This window comes from Levilactobacillus sp. LN180102, from assembly GCF_050106635.1.
Taxonomy (GTDB): domain Bacteria; phylum Bacillota; class Bacilli; order Lactobacillales; family Lactobacillaceae; genus Levilactobacillus; species Levilactobacillus brevis.
Map to the genome: position 1 here is coordinate 67,850 of NZ_JBNIIX010000012.1, position 21,799 is coordinate 89,648.

21 protein-coding genes are annotated in these 21,799 nt (G+C 47.1%); 18 read left to right on the top strand and 3 right to left on the bottom strand.

All coding sequences use genetic code 11. From position 1 onward, the window contains the following. Window positions 1-57 precede the first annotated feature (57 nt). The 11 genes from gap to ACP4IT_RS08610 all read left to right on the top strand — a co-directional run bounded on the left by gap (window position 58) and on the right by ACP4IT_RS08610 (window position 12,485). Window positions 58-1,068, top strand: a complete 1,011-nt coding sequence (gene gap, locus ACP4IT_RS08560) for a type I glyceraldehyde-3-phosphate dehydrogenase (RefSeq protein WP_011667436.1) — start codon at window positions 58-60, stop codon at window positions 1,066-1,068. Window positions 1,069-1,246: 178 nt separating this feature from the next. After that, the gene (locus ACP4IT_RS08565; protein ID WP_011667437.1) at window positions 1,247-2,449 is read left to right on the top strand and encodes a phosphoglycerate kinase; all 1,203 of its coding nucleotides are present in this window, start codon (window positions 1,247-1,249) and stop codon (window positions 2,447-2,449) included. A gap of 144 nt (window positions 2,450-2,593) precedes the next feature. After that, window positions 2,594-3,352 (top strand): triose-phosphate isomerase, encoded by a 759-nt coding sequence (gene tpiA, locus ACP4IT_RS08570; protein ID WP_011667438.1) that lies wholly within the window; start codon window positions 2,594-2,596, stop codon window positions 3,350-3,352. A 107-nt stretch (window positions 3,353-3,459) separates the two neighbouring features. Beyond that, window positions 3,460-4,779, top strand: a complete 1,320-nt coding sequence (gene eno, locus ACP4IT_RS08575) for a phosphopyruvate hydratase (protein WP_011667439.1) — start codon at window positions 3,460-3,462, stop codon at window positions 4,777-4,779. Window positions 4,780-4,893: 114 nt separating this feature from the next. Beyond that, window positions 4,894-6,000: an LPXTG cell wall anchor domain-containing protein gene (locus tag ACP4IT_RS08580; protein WP_011667440.1), complete on the top strand. Its 1,107-nt coding sequence runs from the start codon at window positions 4,894-4,896 to the stop codon at window positions 5,998-6,000. Window positions 6,001-6,060: 60 nt separating this feature from the next. Continuing rightward, on the top strand, window positions 6,061-7,617 hold the full coding sequence (locus ACP4IT_RS08585) for a ClC family H(+)/Cl(-) exchange transporter (protein ID WP_011667441.1): 1,557 nt from the start codon (window positions 6,061-6,063) through the stop codon (window positions 7,615-7,617). 96 nt (window positions 7,618-7,713) lie between these two features. After that, entirely contained in the window at window positions 7,714-7,950 is a 237-nt protein-coding gene (gene secG / locus ACP4IT_RS08590) for a preprotein translocase subunit SecG (protein WP_011667442.1), read from the top strand. Window positions 7,951-8,034: 84 nt separating this feature from the next. Continuing rightward, window positions 8,035-8,793, top strand: a complete 759-nt coding sequence (locus tag ACP4IT_RS08595) for an alpha/beta hydrolase (RefSeq protein WP_011667443.1) — start codon at window positions 8,035-8,037, stop codon at window positions 8,791-8,793. A 3-nt stretch (window positions 8,794-8,796) separates the two neighbouring features. Continuing rightward, the gene (rnr, locus tag ACP4IT_RS08600; protein WP_011667444.1) at window positions 8,797-11,190 is read left to right on the top strand and encodes a ribonuclease R; all 2,394 of its coding nucleotides are present in this window, start codon (window positions 8,797-8,799) and stop codon (window positions 11,188-11,190) included. A gap of 15 nt (window positions 11,191-11,205) precedes the next feature. Next, on the top strand, window positions 11,206-11,679 hold the full coding sequence (gene smpB / locus ACP4IT_RS08605) for an SsrA-binding protein SmpB (protein ID WP_011667445.1): 474 nt from the start codon (window positions 11,206-11,208) through the stop codon (window positions 11,677-11,679). Between the two features lie 68 nt (window positions 11,680-11,747). Then, the gene (locus ACP4IT_RS08610; protein WP_011667446.1) at window positions 11,748-12,485 is read left to right on the top strand and encodes an amino acid ABC transporter ATP-binding protein; all 738 of its coding nucleotides are present in this window, start codon (window positions 11,748-11,750) and stop codon (window positions 12,483-12,485) included. 102 nt (window positions 12,486-12,587) lie between these two features. On the opposite strand, the gene ACP4IT_RS08615 is transcribed toward ACP4IT_RS08610, so the two are convergent. Continuing rightward, window positions 12,588-13,157 (bottom strand): LURP-one-related/scramblase family protein, encoded by a 570-nt coding sequence (locus ACP4IT_RS08615; RefSeq protein WP_011667447.1) that lies wholly within the window; start codon window positions 13,155-13,157, stop codon window positions 12,588-12,590. 123 nt (window positions 13,158-13,280) lie between these two features. Between ACP4IT_RS08615 and ACP4IT_RS08620 the strand changes: the two genes are divergently transcribed. From ACP4IT_RS08620 to ACP4IT_RS08640, 5 genes are all read left to right on the top strand, one after another. After that, on the top strand, window positions 13,281-14,000 hold the full coding sequence (locus tag ACP4IT_RS08620) for a uracil-DNA glycosylase (RefSeq protein ID WP_011667448.1): 720 nt from the start codon (window positions 13,281-13,283) through the stop codon (window positions 13,998-14,000). Window positions 14,001-14,056: 56 nt separating this feature from the next. Next, a complete protein-coding gene (pta, locus tag ACP4IT_RS08625) occupies window positions 14,057-15,031 on the top strand; it encodes a phosphate acetyltransferase (protein ID WP_011667449.1) in 975 nt (324 codons plus the stop codon). Window positions 15,032-15,160: 129 nt separating this feature from the next. Continuing rightward, complete coding sequence (gene tsaE, locus ACP4IT_RS08630) at window positions 15,161-15,598, top strand: tRNA (adenosine(37)-N6)-threonylcarbamoyltransferase complex ATPase subunit type 1 TsaE (RefSeq protein ID WP_042254259.1); 438 nt, start codon at window positions 15,161-15,163, stop codon at window positions 15,596-15,598. Beyond that, entirely contained in the window at window positions 15,591-16,109 is a 519-nt protein-coding gene (locus ACP4IT_RS08635; RefSeq protein ID WP_156646662.1) for a GNAT family N-acetyltransferase, read from the top strand. Before tsaE ends, ACP4IT_RS08635 begins: the two co-directional genes overlap by 8 nt. Window positions 16,110-16,128: 19 nt before the next feature. Next, on the top strand, window positions 16,129-17,145 hold the full coding sequence (locus tag ACP4IT_RS08640; protein WP_024855128.1) for an aldo/keto reductase: 1,017 nt from the start codon (window positions 16,129-16,131) through the stop codon (window positions 17,143-17,145). A gap of 81 nt (window positions 17,146-17,226) precedes the next feature. On the opposite strand, the gene ACP4IT_RS08645 is transcribed toward ACP4IT_RS08640, so the two are convergent. Further along, window positions 17,227-17,763 (bottom strand): 3'-5' exonuclease, encoded by a 537-nt coding sequence (locus tag ACP4IT_RS08645; RefSeq protein WP_226769710.1) that lies wholly within the window; start codon window positions 17,761-17,763, stop codon window positions 17,227-17,229. Window positions 17,764-17,788: 25 nt separating this feature from the next. Next, window positions 17,789-18,553, bottom strand: coding sequence for an exodeoxyribonuclease III (locus tag ACP4IT_RS08650; RefSeq protein WP_011667454.1), 765 nt, complete (start codon window positions 18,551-18,553; stop codon window positions 17,789-17,791). A 174-nt stretch (window positions 18,554-18,727) separates the two neighbouring features. On the opposite strand from ACP4IT_RS08650, the gene murB reads away from it, so the two are divergent. Both murB and ACP4IT_RS08660 read left to right on the top strand, forming a co-directional pair. Then, window positions 18,728-19,642 carry a UDP-N-acetylmuramate dehydrogenase gene (gene murB, locus ACP4IT_RS08655; RefSeq protein WP_011667456.1) on the top strand — a complete coding sequence of 305 codons (915 nt, stop codon included), beginning with the start codon at window positions 18,728-18,730 and terminating at the stop codon, window positions 19,640-19,642. A gap of 16 nt (window positions 19,643-19,658) precedes the next feature. Next, window positions 19,659-21,791, top strand: a complete 2,133-nt coding sequence (locus tag ACP4IT_RS08660) for a cation:proton antiporter (protein WP_011667457.1) — start codon at window positions 19,659-19,661, stop codon at window positions 21,789-21,791. The last annotated feature ends 8 nt before the right edge of the window (window positions 21,792-21,799 follow it).

Sequence of the window (21,799 nt, forward strand, 5' to 3'; positions counted from 1 at the left end):
TGTACTGCTTTTTAAAAAAATATTCTTTGTTTGCTTCCTGAAGGAGGAAATCACAGTATGACTGTAAAGATTGGTATTAATGGTTTCGGCCGTATCGGCCGTTTAGCTTTCAAGCGGATTCACGAACTCAAGTCAAATGACATCGAAGTTGTTGCCATCAATGATTTGACGACGCCCTCAATGTTAGCTTACTTGTTAAAGTATGACTCAACTCATGGTCGTTTCCCTGGCGAAGTTTCTGCTACGGATACGGGTATCGTAGTTGACGGCAAGGAATACCCAGTTTACGCTGAACCAAAGGCTCAAGATATTCCTTGGGTTAAGAACGACGGCGTTGACTTCGTCCTTGAATGTACCGGTTTCTACACTTCTGAAGAAAAGGCTCACGCCCACATCGATGCTGGTGTTAAGCGGGTATTAGTATCTGCTCCAGCCGGTGCCGTTACGACGGTTGTTCCTGGCGTTAACTTGGACGTTTTGAGCAAGGATGACATCATCGTTTCTGCTGGTTCTTGCACGACCAACTGTTTAGCCCCAATGGCTTACTTCTTGAATGAAGAATTCGGGATTAAGGCCGGGACTATGACGACGATCCATGCCTTCACTGCTACGCAACAAATCTTAGATGGCCCTCGTGGCAAGAAGATGCGTAACAACCGGACTGCCAGTGTTAACACGATTCCTCACTCAACTGGTGCCGCTAAGGCTATCGGTTTGGTTATCCCTGACTTGAAGGGTAAGTTACAAGGCCATGCACAACGGGTATCTGTTGTTGATGGTTCTTTGACTGAATTAGTTGCCGTTCTGGACAAGAAGGTTACTGCTGACGAAATCAACGATGCAATGAAGAAGCACACTGAAGGTAACGAAGCCTTTGGTTACAATGCTGACGAAATCGTATCAACTGATATCATCGACGACGACCATGGTTCTGTCTTTGACCCAACCCAAACGGAAGTTACGACTGCCGGTGACACGCAACTTGTTAAGACAGTTGCTTGGTACGACAACGAATGGGGCTTCACTTGTAACATGGTTCGGACGTTATTGCACTTTGCAACGCTCTAATCTACAAGCTGATTCAACATTTTAAAATAAGACTCACGAACGTGGCGGAGGGAGGTAATTTCTCCGCCACGTTTTTGTTAGTCGATTAAAAAATGCATAAGTCCTTTGAATTTCTGGGATAAGTGCTGTATATTGTGAAAGTAATCTTTTAAATGATATTTTCAAGGAGGATTCCAAATTGGCTAAATTAACAGTTTCCGATTTAGACTTAAAGGGCAAAAAAGTCCTGATGCGGGTCGACTTTAACGTCCCAATCAAAGACGGCGTTATTGGTAACGATAACCGGATCGTCGCAGCTTTACCAACCATCAAGTATGTGATTGAACATGGTGGTAAGGCCATTCTCTTATCCCACTTAGGCCGGATCAAGAAGGAAGAAGACAAGCCTGGTTTGTCCATGCGTCCAGTCGCAGAACGCTTGTCAAACTTGTTAAACAAGCCAGTCACTTTCGTTCCAACCACGGAAGGTAAGCAACTTGAAGACGCAATTGATGGCTTAAATGACGGTGATGTTTTGGTTATGGAAAACACGCGTTATGAAGATGTCAAGGATGGCGAAAACGTTAAGCGTGAATCTGGTAACGACCCTGAACTGGGCAAGTACTGGGCTTCATTGGGTGATGTCTTCGTTAATGATGCATTTGGAACGGCGCACCGTTCACATGCTTCTAACGTCGGTATCGCTTCTAACATGAGCCAAACGGCTGCTGGTTTCTTAATGGAAAAGGAAATCACCTTTATCGGTGGTGCTGTTGATAACCCAGAACACCCATTTGTTGCCATCCTAGGTGGTGCCAAGGTGTCTGATAAGATCGGTGTTATCGATAACTTGTTGGCTAAAGCTGATAAGATTCTTATCGGTGGTGGGATGACCTACACCTTCTACGCTGCCAAGGGGATGAAGATTGGAAATTCATTGGTTGAAACGGACAAGATTGACTTAGCTAAGGAAATCTTGGACAAGGCCGGCGACAAGTTGGTCTTACCAGTTGATTCCGTGGTTGCTGAGAAGTTTGACAACGACGCACCACATAAGACAGTCGAAGGCGACGTGCCAGATGGCTACATGGCTTTGGATATCGGCCCTAAGTCAGTTGCTGAATTCAAGGATGTCTTGAAGGATGCGAAGACGGTTGTTTGGAACGGCCCAATGGGTGTCTTTGAAATGAGCAACTATGCCGAAGGAACTTTGGAAATTGGGAAGTTCTTGGGTACGTTGACGAATGCTAAGACCATTGTTGGTGGTGGTGACTCCACTGCTGCTGTTCAACAACTTGGTGTTGCTGACAAGCTTTCCCACATTTCTACTGGTGGTGGCGCTTCTCTGGAATACCTTGAAGGTAAGACGTTACCAGGAATTGCTGCAATTTCTGACAAATAAATTAATGAAGAGCTGTGGTGGGTGTCACCATGGCTTTTTGTTGTGATTGCTACTACCAATAAAGGGTCTTCGCTGGCTAATCTGGCGGGAATTCGGTAAGATGGGGAGCGTAATCAATTTATTATTTAGAAGGGGTGGATGAGGTTGCGAATACCACTCATTGCTGGTAATTGGAAAATGAATAAGTCGGTCACTGAGGCACGTCAATTCATCGATGCCGTACAGGGTCAATTACCGCAGGCAGATGTTATTGAAACGGCCGTGGCGGCGCCAGCGTTGTTTTTACAAACGATGCTGGATGCCAATGCTGAAGGGACACTGCGAGTTGCTGCAGAAACCTGTTACTACGAAGATGAAGGGGCTTATACGGGAGAAACCAGCCCACGGGCACTTCATGAAATGGGGATTCCCTACACGATCGTGGGTCATTCGGAACGTCGCCGGTACTTTAATGAGACCGATGATGTGATTAATCGTAAGGTGCAAGCGGTCTTTCGTAACGGCATGACACCTATTCTGTGTTGTGATGAAACGATGGGTCGGCGAACTGCTGGTGAAAAGATCCATTGGGTCGTTAATCAAGTTTCAGCAGCCTTAAAAGGGGTTAGTGCCGAAGATGCCGCTAAGATCGTCGTTGCTTACGAACCTAGCTGGGCGATTGGTAGTGGCACCTCAGCATCATCTGATCAGGCCGAAGAGGGTTGTTATTTGATTCGGCAGACACTAGCTGACATCTACTCGGATGATTTGGCCAACGGTGTGCGGGTATTGTATGGTGGTAGTGTGAAGCCAGATAATATTGCCGGTTTGATGGCTAAATCAAATGTGGATGGTGTGTTAGCGGGTGGTTCCAGTTTGGATGAAACCTCATTTATTCAGCTGGCTAACTACCAAAATTTGTAATTCGGTCAAAATGTGATTGAAAGTTCAAAGTTAAACTTATAGAATGAAACATGGGATTGTCGTTTTGTTCCCGTGAAGCCAAACACTCATAAGGAGAGAATACAAAAATGTCTATTATTTCTGATATTTACGCACGCGAAGTCTTAGATTCTCGTGGTAACCCAACTGTTGAAGTTGAACTATACACTGAAGCCGGTGCAATGGGCCGAGGGATTGTTCCTTCTGGTGCTTCAACTGGTGAACATGAAGCCGTAGAACTTCGTGATGGCGACAAGAGTCGTTTCATGGGTAAGGGTGTTACTAAGGCTGTTGATAACGTCAACAACATCATCGCCAAGGAAATCATTGGTTACGATGTGACTGATCAACGGGCCATCGATCAAGCTATGATCGACTTAGACGGTACACCAAACAAGGGTAAGTTAGGTGCTAACGCCATTTTAGGTGTTTCATTGGCTGCTGCCCGTGCTGCTGCTGACGAATTAGGCCAACCTTTGTACAACTACTTAGGCGGGTTCAATGGTCATGTTTTACCAACACCAATGATGAACGTTATCAATGGTGGGAAGCACGCCAACAACAAGGTTGACTTCCAAGAATTCATGATTATGCCTGTTGGTGCTAAGTCTGTTACGGAAGCTATCCGGATGGGCTCAGAAACGTTCCACAATTTGAAGAACTTGTTGAACGAAAAGGGTTACTCTACTGCCGTTGGTGACGAAGGTGGTTTTGCCCCTGACTTGAAGAACAACGAAGAACCATTTGAAATCTTGGTTGAAGCAATCAAGAACGCTGGCTACGTACCCGGTAAGGATGTTGCCATTGCCTTTGACTGTGCTTCATCAGAATTCTACAATGCTGACACGAAGAAGTACGAATTAGTTGGTGACGGTAAAGAATACACGGCCGAAGAATTCGTTAGCTTGCTTGAAAGCATCGTTGACAAGTACCCAGTTGTTTCTATCGAAGATCCTTTGGATGAAAACGAATGGGAAGACTGGCAAATGGCTACTGAACGTCTTGGCAAGAAGGTTCAATTGGTTGGTGACGACTTGTTCGTTACGAACACGGACTACTTGGCTAAGGGGATCAAGATGGGCGTTGGTAACTCTATCTTAATCAAGCTGAACCAAATCGGAACTTTGACTGAAACGGTTGAAGCTGTTGAAATGGCTAAGCAAGCTGGTTACACGGCTGTCATCTCTCACCGTTCTGGTGAAACTGAAGACACCACGATTGCTGACTTGGTTGTTGCTTTGAACGCTGGTCAAATCAAGACTGGTTCTATGAGCCGTGGCGAACGGATCGCTAAGTACAACCAATTAATGCGGATCGAAGACCAATTAGGTAAGACTTCCGAATACAAGGGGATTCACTCCTTCTACAACTTGGATGAAGATGCGCGGATGGCCATCGTCAACAAGTAAGCCAAAGTGAAAATGAAGAAGCAGACTCAGTGATGGGTTTGCTTCTTTTTTTGTTGTTTGGCATGCCTAGTCTTAATTTCTACGGAGTTATTGCTAACGAGGGAGGAATTGATGATGAAATGGCACCGAATAGTGCGTCACCTAGCCGTGATCTTAACGGGAATGGTTTGGGGAAGTCAGAGCCTGAGCGCTCAGGCTGCTGAACCGTACGAGTTGGAGATCATGTATAAAGTTGAAGCGCGTGATGAATTGGGCGTTAAAGCTTCACGTGTCTTTGCGACGGTTAAGCAGCAAGTGATTCCGGGGGAACCATTTCCCGGGCACCCCCAGTTATCACAGTTAAAACCGCTATATATACCACCTGCGGCCGATCGTCCAGGTAGTAGCGCTAGAATAATTCGCTATGTAGCGATGGCATACAACGTGGCCAAAGTTCATTTGCGCTTCGTTGATGAACAAAAGACCGTTGTCAGTCAGCGTGAATCAAAGGCACCGTTGCAAATTGGTGGACTCGTCTATATCACAGCACCAACCGGGTACCAACTGGCGGCCTCGCAAGTCGCTGAACGATTTGCGTTACTGCCGGAAGACACGTGGACCATTGGGGTTCAGAAAGTGACGGGCGCCGAAACGCCATCTGGTGGGGATAAACCTACTCCACCAAAGCCGGCACCTGAACCGGCACCTGAACCAGTTACGCCAGATATTCCCAAGCCACAACCAACACCTGAACCGCCAACGCCAGATATTCCCAAACCGCAACCAAGTCCCTTGCCGATGCCACAGCCGACCCCGACACCAATGCCGCAGCCCATTTTAGATCAGACGACTGTTGGAGCGACAGGAGATAAGCCAACTAAACAGCCAACGCCAGTTCGTCCCTCGGCTTCGGTTGGTCATCAAGCTCCGCGTGATTGGTGGCAGTCCATTCCGACGACTCAAGCAGCAAAACAAGTCCTACGCTCACCGTCTATGACCAAACCTAAAGAATTTAGGGACAATCATCGCCGGGTACGGAATACACAGACGTCGCGATTACGGACAGTCAGAGCGTCCGTGCCAAGTTCTGATACTGCAACAGCTAAGGCGACAACACTCCATGCAACTCGTCGGCTGCCCCAGACCAACGAACGGGCAAGTGCCGCAAGTTGGTGGGGATTCGCCGGTATTGGGGGATGTTTAGGATACGTTGTCTATCGGCGAATTCGTTTTTATTCTTAGAAATATGTGTGCTAAACTGGTAAATAGACATTTATTTACTAGTGGGGGTGCAAGCGACTCATGAAACATCAGCAACGAACACAGCATGATCTAACCCGATTAAATGCCATTGTTTTGGGGTGTTTAGTCGGGTTATTTGCCGGAATTGTCGTTAGTACGTTCCGATTGATTATTGAACATCTTTTAAGCTTGGTTCAGGCAGTCTATGGCTGGTTGGGTCAGCATCCGTGGGGACTAGTTCCCTGGGCGATTCTATTGGTGTTAATGGCACTTATGATTGGTCATTGGGTCAAACAAACACCGATGATTAAAGGTTCTGGAATTCCCCAAATTGAAGGGCAATTGGCTGGTGAATTTGACTATACTTGGTGGCCAGTCCTCTGGAAGAAATTTGTTAGTGGTATTTTAGGCATTGGGTCCGGGCTATTCTTGGGACGCGAAGGGCCATCAATTCAATTGGGTGGTACCGTGGCTCAGGGGTTGGCAGACCGGCTAGGTTTTAGTGGCAGTCGGCGTCGTTTGATGATAGCCAGCGGGGCTTCCGCGGGACTTTCCGCGGCTTTTAACGCACCAATCGCGGCAACTTTGTTTATTTTGGAAGAAGTTTATCACAACTTTTCAACGTTAGTATGGCTCACATCACTGACAAGTGCCGTTGTTGCCAACTTCGTGTCTAACGAAATTTTTGGATTGACGCCGGTGTTACATATTGTTTATCGGCAGGCCCTACCGCTGAAGTATTATGGCCTGTTGCTCCTATTGGGGATCGGTTTAGGCGGGCTAGGCTATGGTTACCAGTGGGTAACGCTCCGTGTTGGCCAGTGGTATGGCCGATTAACTTGGCTGCCACGCCAGTTTGACGGAATCATCCCCTTTTTATTGGTTATTCCAGTGGGACTTTGGTGGCCGATTACTTTAGGTGGCGGTAATCAATTGATTGTCCAGTTTGCCCAGCAAACACCGTTATTGGTACCATTAATTGGTTATTTTATTCTCCGGTTTGTCTTTTCGACGATTAGCTATGGCTCGGGGCTACCGGGCGGTATTTTTCTGCCCATTTTAACCTTAGGCGCATTGTTGGGCGCTATTGGCGCGCGGTGCTTTGTTGCTGTTGGTTGGTTACCGACTATGTATGTGGCTAATTTTATGATTTATGCGATGGCTGGTTATTTTGCCGGTATTTCCAAGGCGCCATTTACAGCAATTTTATTAATCACTGAAATGGTGGGCACGCTTCAACATTTAATGCCACTGGCAGTGGTGGCAATTGTGGCTTACATTACGGTTGATGTTTTGGGCGGGGCACCAATTTATGAAGCCATGCTGCAACAAATGGTGGTTCCCGCAAAGGCCCAGTCAGATGGGCCAACTGATCAATTGGAGTTTCCCGTTAATGAGGGGGCCGGGCTTGCTGGACGGCAGGTCCGGGACTTAGCTTGGCCACCGGATACCTTACTGGTAGGCATCCGTCGTGGCGAACGACAGGTGATTCCGAACGGTGACACGATCTTAAGAGCAGGAGATACCCTGTTGATTTTTACCTATCAGCATAATCGGGCATTTGTCCGACAACAACTCACCCACTTAAACGATTCTTCTACCCAGCCGAGCGATTAACGAAGCCGGGGGCTGGTAAAACGTGGCTGATTATGATAAATTAGATGGAGTATAGTTAGACCTATTAGACCTATTCGATAGGTAGGAGGCAAATTCGTGTATAACTTTTTAATGACCTGTATTTTAATTGTCGCAGTGCTGATCATTATCGCAGTAATGATGCAGCCCGCCAAGACCAACGACGCGTTATCCGCTTTATCTGGTGGTGCGGATGACTTATTTGCAAAGCAGAAACCCCGAGGGTTTGAAGCTTTTATGCAAAAAGTCACAGTTGTTTTGGGAATCCTGTTTTTTGGATTGGCAATGGCTTTAGTTTATTTATCATCACACTAGAGTAAAATGTGGGCCTCCTGTTTGTTTGTTACAGGGGGCTTTTTTACAGAGTAACTTTAAAATAGCGGAAAGTGGTGGTTTTACATGATTCGAAAACCAACCCCGCTCTTCTTTGAGCAGGGACCTCAAGCAGTGATTCTACTGCACGCTTACTCCGGTAGTTCCAACGACATGCGGTTATTGGCTCGGCGACTTCAGAGCGAGAATTATACCGTCTTAGCGCCCATCTTTTCGGGCCACGCAACCGGTGATCCCGCGGATATTTTACGGCAGGGTTCACCACAGCAATGGTGGCAAGACACGCAAACAGCGATTGCCAATTTGCGGCAGCGAGGTTACCAACAGATTGCCATCTTTGGGTTGTCTTTGGGCGGCCTCTTTGCGACGCGGGCTTTGATGGCTGACCCAGAGTTGCAAGGTGGTGGCACGATTGCGTCGCCCGTTATCTTTCGGGGGCAGACTAACGTGCCAGCAACATTTATGCAAATGGCCCAGGCGGATTATCAGTCACAAGGGTTGTCAGTCGATGAACAGACTAAGCGCTTGGCCTGGCTGAAGGAACAGCTGCCAGCACAATTGACAGCAATTCAGGCATTTGCAGATACCACGGCGACCCACTTGGAGCGTGTCAAACAACCGGTCTTTATTGCCCAGGGTGACGCGGATCAGATGATTGACCCCCGTTCTGGGCAATGGCTAGCAGATGCTTATCCATCTGAACAAATTGATTTTCATGAGTATGCCGGTGCCGGCCACGTGCTGACGGTTAATGCGGCACACCATGTATTGGAAACAGACATTTTGGCGTTTTTACAAACAATCTTTAAAAATAACGAGGAATAGATAGTGCAAGATAATACTTTAAAAACAGATTTAACAGCTTTCTTCCGATCACATTCGGACCAAAGTTATACAGTTGAAGGCATTTCAGATGCGCTCCATTATCACGGTTCAGCTGCATTTAAGCTCATCGTGCAGGAATTGGCGCAATTAGAACGTGACGGGCTTGTTCAAGTTACCGATCACGGTCATTTCCAATTAGATCCCAGCCAACGAACCTTGACGGGAATCTTTCATGGCAATGATAAGGGGTTCGGGTTTGTGGCTTATGATGAAAATAAGATCGAGCCGGACGCTTACATTGCACCTGACAATACCTTGCGGGCTTTGAATGGCGATACAGTCAAAATCGAAATCATTCGACCAGGCGATCCCCGAAGCGGTAAGGGACCCGAAGGTAAAGTGACCGAAATCGTGGAGCATCACTACGAACAAGTTGTCGGTGAGTTTATGCAAACCGACGACGATGCGGGTTACTTGGGGCAAGTTCGTTTGACGGACAAGAAGGTCATGAAGTATAAGTTCTATGTGACCAACGTGGGCTTAAACCCAACCCCGGGCGAAGTTGTTACGGCTGAAATTACGGAATATCCGAGTGCAGAGCATCCCGACGCTATGGTGGGAATTGCCAAGCAAGTGATCGGTAGTGTTGATGACCCCGGAATTGATATTTTACAAGTGGTCTACCAACACAACATTCCCTCTGAATTTCCAGAAGAAGTGATGCAGGCCGCTGACGAAATTCCCGATCACGTCTTGCCTGAGGAAACCAAAGGCCGTGAAGACATCACTGACCAAGATTTGGTTACCATTGATGGTGAGTCGTCCAAAGACTTGGATGATGCCGTAACGGTATGGAAGTTGCCTAATGGTAACTATCATTTAGGCGTTCACATTGCTGACGTGTCCCACTACGTCAAAGAAGATTCTATCTTAGACAAGGAGGCTTACAAGCGGGGGACGAGTGTCTACTTGACCGATCGGGTTATTCCAATGTTGCCGCGGCGTTTGTCTAATGGGATTTGTTCTCTTAACGAGGGTGAACTCCGCTTATGTATGAGCTGTGACATGGAAATCGATCAGTCCGGGAATGTTGTGAAGCACCGGATTCATCCGTCAGTTATGCGTTCAAAAGCACGAATGACGTATACGGCGGTTAACCAGGTCTTAGAAGCCCACGATCAATTGACCATGGACCGTTACAAGGAACTGGTGCCGATGTTTGAAGACATGGGTGACTTACACCGGATTTTGGTCAAGCATCGTAAGCAACGCGGGGCCATTGACTTTGATGACCGTGAAGCTGAAATCATTGTGGATGCACAAGGCCACGCTATTGATGTGCAGTTGCGGACTCGTGGAATTGCTGAACGCATGATTGAATCCTTCATGTTGGCAGCTAACGAAACGGTGGCGGAACATTATTTCCGGGCGAAGGTACCGTTCTTGTACCGGGTCCACGAAACGCCAGATGGTGATCGGGTCAAGAGTTTCTTCGAATTCTTAACGGCCTTTGGGATCAATGTTAAGGGTGATCCTAATCACCTACGGCCAAAGATGTTGCAAGGGGTCTTAAAGCAAGTAGCCGGTAAGCCTGAAGAAACCATGGTGTCGGTTATGATGCTGCGGAGCTTGAAGCAGGCGCGGTATGCGGATCAATCCTTGGGACACTTTGGGTTGGGCGCGGAATTCTACACCCACTTTACTTCACCAATCCGCCGGTATCCTGATACGATGGTTCATCGGATGATTCACTATTATGAAGATCACGGTATTAACGATGCCAGCAAGCAAAAGTTTGCCCCAATTTTGGAAGAAATTGGTGTTCATACATCTGAGGCTGAACGGCGCGCAATTGATGCAGAACGTGATACGAATGACATGAAGATGGCTGAATACATGGCCGATCATGTGGGCGAAGAGTTCGATGCGGTTGTTAGTTCGGTCATGAAGTTCGGGATGTTCGTTGAATTACCTAATACGATTGAAGGCTTGATTCATATTAGCCGGATGCAAGATGATTACTACGAATATGTTGAAAAGTATATGGCACTGGTTGGTCGGAATACGCGGCGAACTTACCGAATTGGCCAGGAAATTCGGGTCAAGGTCATTCACGTTGATAAAGAACAAAGTGAAATTGACTTTGAACTGTTAAATCCAGAGGCCGCACCGGTCAGCGACTTACTGCCGCATCGTGAGCATCGCTCACGTGGTGGCAATTATCACGGGCGGAGTAACAACAACCGCAATGGTAATCAGCATGGTGGCAACCATAGTAACGGGAACCACCGGAACAATAACCAACGGTCAACGAATTCGCACAATGGTGGCAACCATCGAAATAACAATAACCATGGTGGTCAACAACGGAACAATTCGCAAGGTGGCCGGCACTAAGCGAGGTGACACAACTTGGCAAAAAAGAAGTCCAAGAAAACACCAGATAATGTTTTAGCGCAGAACCGTAAGGCCCGTCATGATTACACCGTGTTAGAAACGGTCGAGGCTGGTATTGCTTTGACTGGAACGGAAATCAAGTCGGTGCGCGAACGACGGGTTAACTTGCAAGATGGTTTTGCCCAAATTCGCAATAATGAAGCTTGGCTCATGAATGTTCACATTAGTGAGTATGTTCAAGGAAACCGATTTAACCATGATCCATTGCGTAACCGTAAGCTCTTGTTGCATAAAAAAGAGATTCGGCGGTTAGGACAGGCGACCATGGATAAAGGGGTAACGTTGGTACCATTGCGGATGTACCTTAAGCATGGTTTTGCCAAGGTCCTTATCGGGGTAGCCCAAGGTAAACGCGAATTTGATAAGCGAGAAACCATTAAACGCCGTGAACAAGATCGGCAAATTGCACGGGTGATGAAGCATTATTAATACTGAGAGGAGACAACAGAACGTGGTTCGTTTGGTTGTCTCCTTTTTTCATCGGGAGGTTAATAGGGATGGTGGCAAAAATTCAGGTTAGCGACTTGCATAAGTCGTTTGGTCAAAACGAAATTCTAAAAGGACTCACATTAGATGTTCAGGAACAAGAAGTTCTCTGTTTAATAGGACCATCTGGGTCGGGAAAGAGCACATTTTTACGGTGCTTAAATGGATTGGAATCAGTTACGAGTGGGACGGTGATGGTGAACGGTCAACGGGTTGGTGACCCGCACGTTAACCTGAATCATATCCGTGAAAACATTGGCATGGTTTTCCAGCATTTTAATTTATTTCCACATCTATCGGTTTTACAAAACGTGACGCTGGGCCCCGTACAACTTAATGGGTTGAGCCGGGCTGATGCTGATGCACGAGCAAAAAAGTTGTTGGCGCAAGTGGGCCTCGCTGATAAAGCCGCAGCTATGCCCCATGCACTGTCTGGCGGTCAGCAACAGCGGGTGGCCATTGCCCGCGCTCTAGCAATGGAACCAGAAATTATGTTATTTGACGAACCGACCTCGGCATTAGATCCAGAAATGGTCGGTGATGTTTTGGCCGTGATGCAGCAATTGGCTGAGTCCGGTATGACGATGGTCGTGGTTACTCACGAAATGGGATTTGCAAAAAATGTGGCGGACCGGGTCGCTTTTATGGATGATGGCATCATTCAGGAGTTGGGCACACCGACTGCGGTATTTGAGCATCCGCAGAATCCGCGAACAAAGGTTTTTTTGAATAAAATCTTGAATGTGTAGCCAGCGCATGCCGGTGGCGGCTTCAAGGAAACTAAAAAATAATCGCTATTTTCAGAAAGCCACGAATTCTGAAGATAGCGATTGTTTTTATTAATATCATAATTAGTCAGCTAGTTTTTTTACAGGTTGTCGCGCTATGCTTGGTGCTACTTCACCCGGAGACAGGGTTCGTGGTGCCCAAGCTTTCAGCGGATTCGGTAGCCGTTGTTGATGCTTGGCCCAACGATCCAAAATCGTCGCAAGACAGATAACTAAGGCCTCATGGTCTGGATGGTCAACCGTTAAGGCGACAGTGTTACCGGAGGCGGAGACCCGATCAATGGATGCGATGAGGTCGCGACCATGATAAATTTTAAAGTGCCCATGGTTAAGGTTCCCCATGATAATCCAGTTTAATCCTCGGACAAACAGGACTTCGCGAATGACACCAAACGTTTTGCTGACGCGGCCAACGAGTTGGCGGTGATAAAGGAGGCGAAACTTGGGGAGCAGGCCAAGGGTTTCTTGTTTGACCTCAGCTTCCAAACTCCCGGCAATGGTGTAAACCGAGACAACGTCAGCCCGCAGTCCCCATTTACCAACCAGTAAATAGCGTGACTGGTTATGTTGGTCACGAACAACGGATGTCGCCTTAGCCGATAGTGCAGCTTGATTGAGATAAAGTACACGCATGGGGATCCTCCTTATCCAGTAAATGAACAACTCACTGTGTTCATTCTAACATGTTTCATCGGTCGGCGATGAATAATATCATTTGCGCGGCGGGTATGCTAAAATAAAACCGAGGTGTTGGGAATGAAACCGTTTATTCATAATGATTGGTGGCCGGTATTAGAACCCGAATTTGAGAAGCCCTATTATCAAGAATTACGGCGCTTCTTGGTGGAGGAGTATCAACATTACCGGATTGATCCAGACATGTATCACATTTTTACCGCGTTCGAGTGGACGCCATTTAGCCAGGTAAAAGTGGTTATTTTGGGTCAAGACCCGTACCACAATCCGGGTCAGGCGCATGGGTGCAGTTTCTCGGTTTTACCGGGAACCGAAATACCACCGTCACTGGTGAATATTTATAAAGAGTTACAAGATGATTTAGGCGTCCAACCGGTGCAACACGGCTATTTGAAACATTGGGCTGACCAAGGCGTCTTGCTCTTGAACTCGGTGCTGACCGTGCGGGATGGGATTAAAACCGCTAACACGCATCGGGGTCATGGTTGGGAACAACTGACGGATTCAGCAATTGAAAAGCTATCAGCCCGGCCGGAACCCGTGATTTTTATTTTGTGGGGGAGTGCAGCGCGGTCAAAAATTAAATTGATCGATACCCAGACAAATATTGTGTTACAGTCACCACATCCTAGTCCCTTATCAGCTTATCGTGGTTTCTTTGGGTCCAAACCGTTTTCTAAAACCAACATCGCACTAACATCATTAGGGGAAACACCCATTGACTGGCAGTTGCCGCAGCAGGTGACCATCAGTGATGAGTCAACCTCAGACACACATTAACTGGGTAACCATAAGAGAATTGATTCGTGGGATATTTTATTTGGAGGTCGTCATTTATGGAACTTTTTGATAGTCTCAAGCAAAAAATTAATGGTCAAAATAAAACCATCGTCTTTCCCGAGGGGGAGGATGAACGCGTCTTAGGTGCCGCTAGTCGATTGGTCGCTGATGGGTTGGTCAAAGCAATTGTCTTGGGCAAACAAAGTCAGATTGAGACCACGGCAACGAACCATGCAATTGATCTGAGCCAGTTAACGATTCTGGACCCAGCCCAGATGCCAAGCGATCAACATCAGGCGATGTTAGATGCGTTGGTTGAACGTCGTAAGGGTAAGAATACACCGGAACAAGCTGCCGAAATGTTAAAATATCCGAACTACGTAGGAACTATGATGGTTTATATGGGGCAGGCTGACGGTATGGTTTCTGGTGCGGTGCACGCAACTGGTGATACAGTGCGCCCAGCCCTACAAATTATTAAAACTAAAGCTGGCGTTCACCGTATTAGTGGGGCCTTTATCATGCAAAAGGGTGACGAACGCTACGTATTTGCCGACTGTGCGATTAATATTGAATTGGATGCAGCTGGAATGGCTGAAGTGGCCATTGAAAGTGCGCACACGGCTAAGGTCTTTGATATTGATCCCAAAGTTGCCATGCTGAGCTTCTCCACTAAAGGATCAGCCAAAGGTGATATGGTGACGAAGGTTCAAGAGGCAACGGCTTTGGCCCATGAATCGGCGCCAGACCTACCATTAGATGGTGAATTACAATTTGATGCGGCCTTTGTTCCCAGTGTCGGGACGCAAAAGGCGCCTGATTCTAAGGTTGCTGGGCATGCCAATGTCTTCGTCTTTCCTGAATTACAATCTGGAAATATTGGCTACAAGATTGCGCAACGGTTTGGCGGCTTCGAAGCCATCGGACCAATTCTGCAAGGCTTGAACAAGCCAGTTTCCGACTTATCTCGTGGGTGTAATGAAGAAGATGTGTACAAGGTAGCCATCATTACGGCGGCACAATCACTATAACGGATAAAAGAGGTGCCCGGATTGCGATTTATTAGCGGTCCGGGTATTATTTATGGGTAATCAGATAGTTAAGAAGAAAAGGACGTGACAGGCGTGTTTGAAATAACGGTAACAAGTCCGGAAGAAACGATGGCACTCGGACAACAATTAGCAGCTGGGTTACATGCCCAAGATGTTATTTTGTTAGATGGCGATTTAGGTGCTGGTAAAACGACATTCACTAAGGGACTGGCAGTCGGGCTTGGCATCAAACGGCACGTCAAAAGTCCGACCTTTACCATTATTCGAGAATATCAGGGTGGTCGGTTACCGTTGTACCATATGGACGTCTACCGGTTAGAAAATGGTGGTGGAGATGAATTGGGGCTAGATGAATACTTTAATGGCGATGGTGTTAATGTTATTGAGTGGTCAAAATTCATTGCGGACGAACTACCGGCCGCTTATTTACGAATCGTTTTCAAACGGGATGATGAAGCGGGAGAGTCTCAACGAACCTTACGCTTTGAGCCAGTCAGTGCGCATTTTGAAAAATTAGTTGCACAATTGGCGGTGGCTCATGAGTGAAGAAGTCAGCATTCGGCTACCAGAAGCAACGGAAGCCCAGGCGCTTTTAACCCTGATGGATCAGCTCCAACAGGAGAGTCATACGTTTAGTTTAGTAGATGCTGATGAACCACTCAGCGCTGCTCAAGAAGCAGATCAGCTGGTTCAGATCCAGCAGAGTACCCGCCACTTATTGCTGGTTGCCAGCGTGGGACCGCATTTGATCGGTGTGTGTTCGGTTGCGCCAACGCCACAGGGAAATGTGGGGGAATTAGGCGTGGCAGTTGCTAAGGCCTACTGGCATGTAGGGATTGGTACCGCATTGGTTGATGAGGCCTTGTATTGGTTGGAAACGGCGAGTGACTTGCAAGCGATTGGTTTAGAAGTCCAAACACGTAATGTACCCGCCGTTAAGCTTTATCAAAAATTGGGCTTTGAGCGGACGGCTAATCCGGCCACAACGGTCATTGATGCCAGTGGGCAATCAGTAACCGCTATTGAAATGGTGTATCAACGACATTCAGCAAATTAAGGTGACGACAAAGATGATGATCTATCAAGCAGCTTCACAGCGGTATGAGCGGATGGTTTACCGTTCTTTGGGAACAAGTGGCGTTAAATTATCGGCCATTGGATTAGGATTGTGGAATAACTTCGGCAGTGTCGATGCTAATGATCGGCAGGCCGCAATCATTCACCAAGCGTTTGATTTGGGAATTACCTATTTTGATTTGGCGAATAACTACGGTCCGGAACCTGGTAGCGCGGAAACCAATTTTGGTCGGATTCTGGCCCGGGATCTGCACGCTTATCGCGATGAGTTATTTATTGCCAGTAAGGCAGGCTACGTGATGTGGCCTGGGCCTTATGGTAATTGGGGGTCACGTAAGAGTCTGATTGCCAGCGCTGACCAGAGCTTACGGCGTACGGGCTTGGACTACTTTGATGTCTTTTATACTCATCGACCGGACCCGCAAACCGATCCGGAAGAAACCGCTTTGGCGTTGGATCAATTGGTCCGTTCCGGTAAAACATTGTATGTGGGATTATCCAATTATAATGGGGAACAAACGCGGCAAATGGCCCAGATTTTTCGGGAGTTACGAACCCCCTATATTATCAATCAACCCCGTTATAATTTATTAAATCGGCAGATTGAAACGGACTTACTCCCAGAGTTAGCCAACCAGCACCAAGCTGCGGTGAGTTTCAGTTCACTGTGCCAGGGACTATTGACAGATAAATACTTACATGGTGTGCCAGCAGACTCGCGGGCCAATAAGGCAACGATTCCGTTCTTACATCCGGTACAAGTTGACCAGACCTTGCAGACGATTCAGGCGCTCAATCAGGTGGCTCAACGCCGTCATCAGAGTTTGGCGCAGATGGCATTGGCCTGGAACTTACGGCAACCAACGATGGCGAGCGTCCTAATTGGGGCTAGTCGTCCAGAACAGGTTGTCGCTAATGTTCAGGCCTTAGATCATTTGGACTTTACGCCCGCTGAATTAACGGAAATTGATACAATCTTGGATCGACAAGCACCGATTGACTGGTCCGCAAAATAATGTGATCAAAAAACTAGTATCGCCAAAAATAAATTGGCAGATACTAGTTTTTTAATATATAGCAGGTCGCACCAGCTTTGGCTAAGCGGTGACTGAAACAAAGAATTTCAGTGGTTGTGTCCCAAAATGCTGGGCTTCATAAAGCAGAATATTCGCACATGCCAGGCTATCATCTAGCGCATTGTGGTGATGATGTAAGTCAATGTCAAGTTCGTCACAGACTGTGTCTAGCTTATGGTTTGGAAATTCTGGGAAAAATTTGCGACTCGTTTTAACGGTGTCTAATGTCAGGTACCGGGCGGGTGGCAGGTTATAGTGTTCCAAGCTACTGCGTAAAACGCCATTGTCAAATGGGGCATTGTGCGCAATCACTAGGCGATCCCGCTGAAAGAATGGGGCAACGTGCTGCCAAACTTCTGGGAAGGTAGGGGCGTTGGCAACGTCTCGTTCATGAATCCCGTGGATTTGAACATTCCGCCAAAAGAAGTCGGTATCCGGCTTAATTAATGAGTAAAACTCGTCGACGACTTGGTCATTACGGACAATAGTGAGGGCAAGCGAGCAGGCACTGTAGCGTTTGCCACTTGCCGTTTCAAAGTCCATTGCAACAAAATTCACGGTCATCTTTCCTTTCGATTATCAATTAAACAGTGAGATCAGTCACGTCCAACTCCACTGGACAATGATCAGAACCCATAATTTGGTCTAGAATTTTAGCGTCTTGCAGATGATTTTGCAAGCGCTGACTGGTGATAAAGTAATCAATTCGCCAACCAGCATTGTTATCGCGAGCATGGAATCGGTAGCTCCACCAAGAATAACGTTCGGTCACATCGGGGTTAAAGTAACGAAATGTATCCGTATAGCCGGCCGCTAGTAGCGCGGTCATTTTCGCTCGTTCCTCATCGGTAAAACCGGCGTTATGATGATTGGTTTTGGGGTTCTTCAAATCGATTTCGGTATGGGCAACATTGAGGTCACCACAAAAAATCACTGGTTTTTGGGCATCTAGCTTTTGAATGAAGGTCAAGAAGGCGTGTTCCCAACCTAGACGAAAGTCAAGCCGTTTAAGGCCGCTCCCCGAGTTGGGGGTGTAACAGGTTAGGACATAAAAGTCGGGATACTCTAACGTAATCGCTCGTCCCTCGTGGTCAAATTCAGGCGCATCGATGCCATAGATGACATTCAGGGGTTGATGTTTGGTAAAGAGTGCCGTTCCGGAGTATCCTTTGCGTTCGGCATAATTCCAATACTGATAATAGCCTGGCAGATCGAGTTCAATTTGTCCGGCCTGTAACTTAGTTTCTTGAATGCCGAAGAAATCAGCATTAAGCTCCTGAAAGGTCTCGACAAACCCTTTTTTGACAATTGCCCGTAAGCCATTTACGTTCCAAGAAATAAATTTCATGTGGCACCTCCAACTACTTGTTAGTATACCAGAAAAGTTAGATTTTACTGTAATTGAAGCGTTGATTACCGAACAGGGGGTGTTTCATGGTAAAATAGGACTATTAATGTTCAAAAAGTTTGATCGGTAATTAACCAAACGGTACTTAAATCTTTGCGGAACGAGGGAAAATTCATGATGATGGCAGATATAGCGACGGCATTTCCAGCAATTAAGATTTTGCGTGATGAGCCTTTAGCGCATTACACCCACACGAAGACTGGGGGTCCCGCCGACTACTTGGCCTTTCCAACAAATGTCCAGGAGACCAAGTCACTGTTAGCATATGCCAATCAGATTAGCTTACCCGTCACAGTGGTTGGAAACGCTAGTAATCTGATTGTGCGAGATGGTGGTATTCGTGGTTTAGTGATGATTCTGACACAGATGGCGGCCATTACAACAGCCGGTAATACGGTCACCGCTGAGGCGGGGGCGGCATTGATTACGACGACGCAGGTGGCCCAAGCACATGCATTAAGTGGCTTGGAATTTGCCGCCGGCATCCCTGGTAGTGTTGGGGGGGCAATCTTTATGAACGCTGGGGCTTATGGTGGTGAGATTAGCACCGTGGCAGTTGCCGCTGAGGTTTTGACGCCAGAAGGCGAGATTCGGACCTTAAATCAAGCAGAACTTGATTTTGGCTATCGGCATAGTTCGATTCAGGATTATCATGATATCGTCTTGACAGCAACGTTTGCGCTGACTCCTGGGGATGGTGCCGCAATTCAAGCCCAAATGGATGACTTGAATGCACGGCGGGCCGCTAAACAGCCGCTAGAACTACCATCCTGTGGGAGCGTCTTTAAGCGTCCAGTTGGACATTATACGGGTCAGTTGATTCAAGAAGCTGGGTTGCAAGGTTTGAAATGGGGTGGCGCCCAAGTCTCGACCAAACATGCTGGGTTTATTGTGAACATTGACCATGCAACTGCAACGGATTATCTGGAACTAATTCACCATATCCAAGCCGTTATTTTAGAAAAAGATGGAGTGACCTTAGAAACTGAGGTCCGCATTATTGGTGAAGAACCAACGACTCAAAAATAAAAAGGAGTGACCTTATGTGCCTATAGTTGAAGCAGTGATTCTGTTAATTGTGTTAGTGTTACTTTCCAATATTATCAGTCACTACCTCACGTTTATTCCGGTTAGTTTAATTCAGATTGCACTTGGCCTAGTGGTCGCATTAGTGTGGCAATTCGAAGTGCCGCTGGAAACGGATTGGTTTTTGCTGCTATTCATTGCGCCATTACTGTATAACGATGGCCGGCGCTTTCCAAGACAAGAATTGTGGCGGTTGCGGGGGCCAATCTTCGCTAATGCCATTTGGCTGGTATTTCTAACGACAATTCTTGGTGGGTTTCTCATCTATGAATTGATTCCGAAGATGCCATTTACCGTGGCGTTAGCGTTGGCGGCTATTTTGTCGCCAACTGATCCGGTGGCGGTGCAGTCAATTTCTAAGCAAGCTAAGTTACCAGCGAGTCTGATGCATTTGGTCAGCGGTGAGAGCTTAATCAATGATGCCAGTGGCCTGATTGCGTTTAAATATGCGATTGCGGCGACGGTTACGGGAACTTTCTCGGCGGGAACGGCCGTGGGGGATTTCTTCTATATCAGTATTGTCGGGTTCTTATCCGGGTTAATTTTTATGACGGCTATTCAGTTATTAATGGATGTCTTGCGGCGCCAAGGCATCGATGATGTGATTTTCAATACGGTGCTCCAAATTGCGACGCCGTTTGTGATTTATCTAGTGACCGAAGAGATTACGCATGCTTCTGGCGTGATTGCCGTGGTTACGGCGGGTGTGTTATTTCATGCTCGGGAGAACCGGATCGTTGATGATTCGCCGGAGTTAAAGTTAGTTACGGAAAAAGTCTGGGACATTATTATCTATTCTTTGAATGGGATTGTCTTTGTGATCTTAGGAATTGAGCTGCCAGTCGCAACCTCTGAAGTGATCAAGGGCGGCCAGTTCAATACGTGGGAAGCCTTGTTCTTTGCGTTTATGGCGTGGATTATTTTGGTCGCCATTCGAACGGCTTGGACGTATGGTTACGTGTTATTTGAACGGTTAAATCACAAAGCACCCAAGGATCGTCCAGGGTTTCGGATGTCTCTTCTGTCGGGGCTTTCTGGCGTTAGAGGTGCCGTGACCATGGCCGGGGTACTATCGGTGCCAGCAACCATTGCTTCTGGTGCGAGTTTCCCCACCCGTTCTTTGATGCTGTTTGTGGCATCGGGGGTCATTATCATTAGTTTGGTGGCTGCCACGGTGACGTTGCCATTAATTTCGACGTCTAAGCAACCGTTACAAACACGGGCGAGTGCTAGTGACGAAGGTGCCAATGAGATTGATTTAGATGCTGATGGCGATGAGATTCCCGCCGATCAAGTCCGACAGATTAGTGAGGACGAAGCGCGGGCATACATCATGCGGTTAGCCATCTCGAAGATTGAAGAGATGCGCCGACCGGACAATCAGCGGGCAGCCTATGATTTGATTTTGGATTATCAATTTATTATCCGTCGGTTGGAAATGAACTATCGCGCGGATACTGCTATGCAAAAGGTTTTAGCCGATGAGATTAAATTAAGACAAGTGGCCTTGGCTGGTGAACGGGCCTCACTTAAAGAACTCCGACAGGCCGAAAAAATTACGCAAACTAGTTATGTCGGGGCCTTGCGTCGAATTGAAAACCTAGAAAGTCGGTTGACTCAGGTAGCAGGAAATACGATGCCCAGTGTTATGCGCTATTGGCGAGTCTTTTTCAAGCATATGTTCCGTAACGCGGCTTACTGGCTGCACTCAGAGGATACGGAGCGGTTACATGCAGAGAGCCACTTGATTGAACGAGAAACGTCTAAGGCCGCCATCAAGGCGTTATCGCAATATTTGGCGAGTTCAGACGTTGATGAGACCCAGTTCGATAACCAAGCGGTCTACCATTTATTGGTTCAATACCGAAATCGCATTGAACGAGCTAAGGCAGAAACGGCGCCCGGTCATGAGGAACAGTATCAGCATCAGATTAATAAGATGCGGGTCAGAGCCTTGGGAGCAGAGCGTTCCGGTATTCAGACCTTGTTGGAAGCCGGAAACATTACTTGGAATATGGCGTCACATTTGCGGCAATACGTGAATTACTCAGAAAACGTGCTCGTGATGTCTTTGAATAGTGAAGATGGCTAAATAAAAAC

Excerpts from the sequence above, each read along its gene's own strand:
- gap (WP_011667436.1), top strand. The coding sequence starts at position 58 with ATGACTGTAAAGATTGGTATTAATGGTTTCGGCCGTATCGGCCGTTTA.
- eno (WP_011667439.1), top strand. The coding sequence starts at position 3,460 with ATGTCTATTATTTCTGATATTTACGCACGCGAAGTCTTAGATTCTCGT.
- ACP4IT_RS08580 (WP_011667440.1), top strand. The coding sequence starts at position 4,894 with ATGAAATGGCACCGAATAGTGCGTCACCTAGCCGTGATCTTAACGGGA.
- ACP4IT_RS08585 (WP_011667441.1), top strand. The coding sequence starts at position 6,061 with ATGAAACATCAGCAACGAACACAGCATGATCTAACCCGATTAAATGCC.
- ACP4IT_RS08595 (WP_011667443.1), top strand. The coding sequence starts at position 8,035 with ATGATTCGAAAACCAACCCCGCTCTTCTTTGAGCAGGGACCTCAAGCA.
- ACP4IT_RS08610 (WP_011667446.1), top strand. The coding sequence starts at position 11,748 with ATGGTGGCAAAAATTCAGGTTAGCGACTTGCATAAGTCGTTTGGTCAA.
- ACP4IT_RS08615 (WP_011667447.1), bottom strand. The coding sequence starts at position 13,157 with ATGCGTGTACTTTATCTCAATCAAGCTGCACTATCGGCTAAGGCGACA.
- ACP4IT_RS08620 (WP_011667448.1), top strand. The coding sequence starts at position 13,281 with ATGAAACCGTTTATTCATAATGATTGGTGGCCGGTATTAGAACCCGAA.
- pta (WP_011667449.1), top strand. The coding sequence starts at position 14,057 with ATGGAACTTTTTGATAGTCTCAAGCAAAAAATTAATGGTCAAAATAAA.
- tsaE (WP_042254259.1), top strand. The coding sequence starts at position 15,161 with ATGGCACTCGGACAACAATTAGCAGCTGGGTTACATGCCCAAGATGTT.
- ACP4IT_RS08635 (WP_156646662.1), top strand. The coding sequence starts at position 15,591 with ATGAGTGAAGAAGTCAGCATTCGGCTACCAGAAGCAACGGAAGCCCAG.
- ACP4IT_RS08650 (WP_011667454.1), bottom strand. The coding sequence starts at position 18,553 with ATGAAATTTATTTCTTGGAACGTAAATGGCTTACGGGCAATTGTCAAA.
- murB (WP_011667456.1), top strand. The coding sequence starts at position 18,728 with ATGATGATGGCAGATATAGCGACGGCATTTCCAGCAATTAAGATTTTG.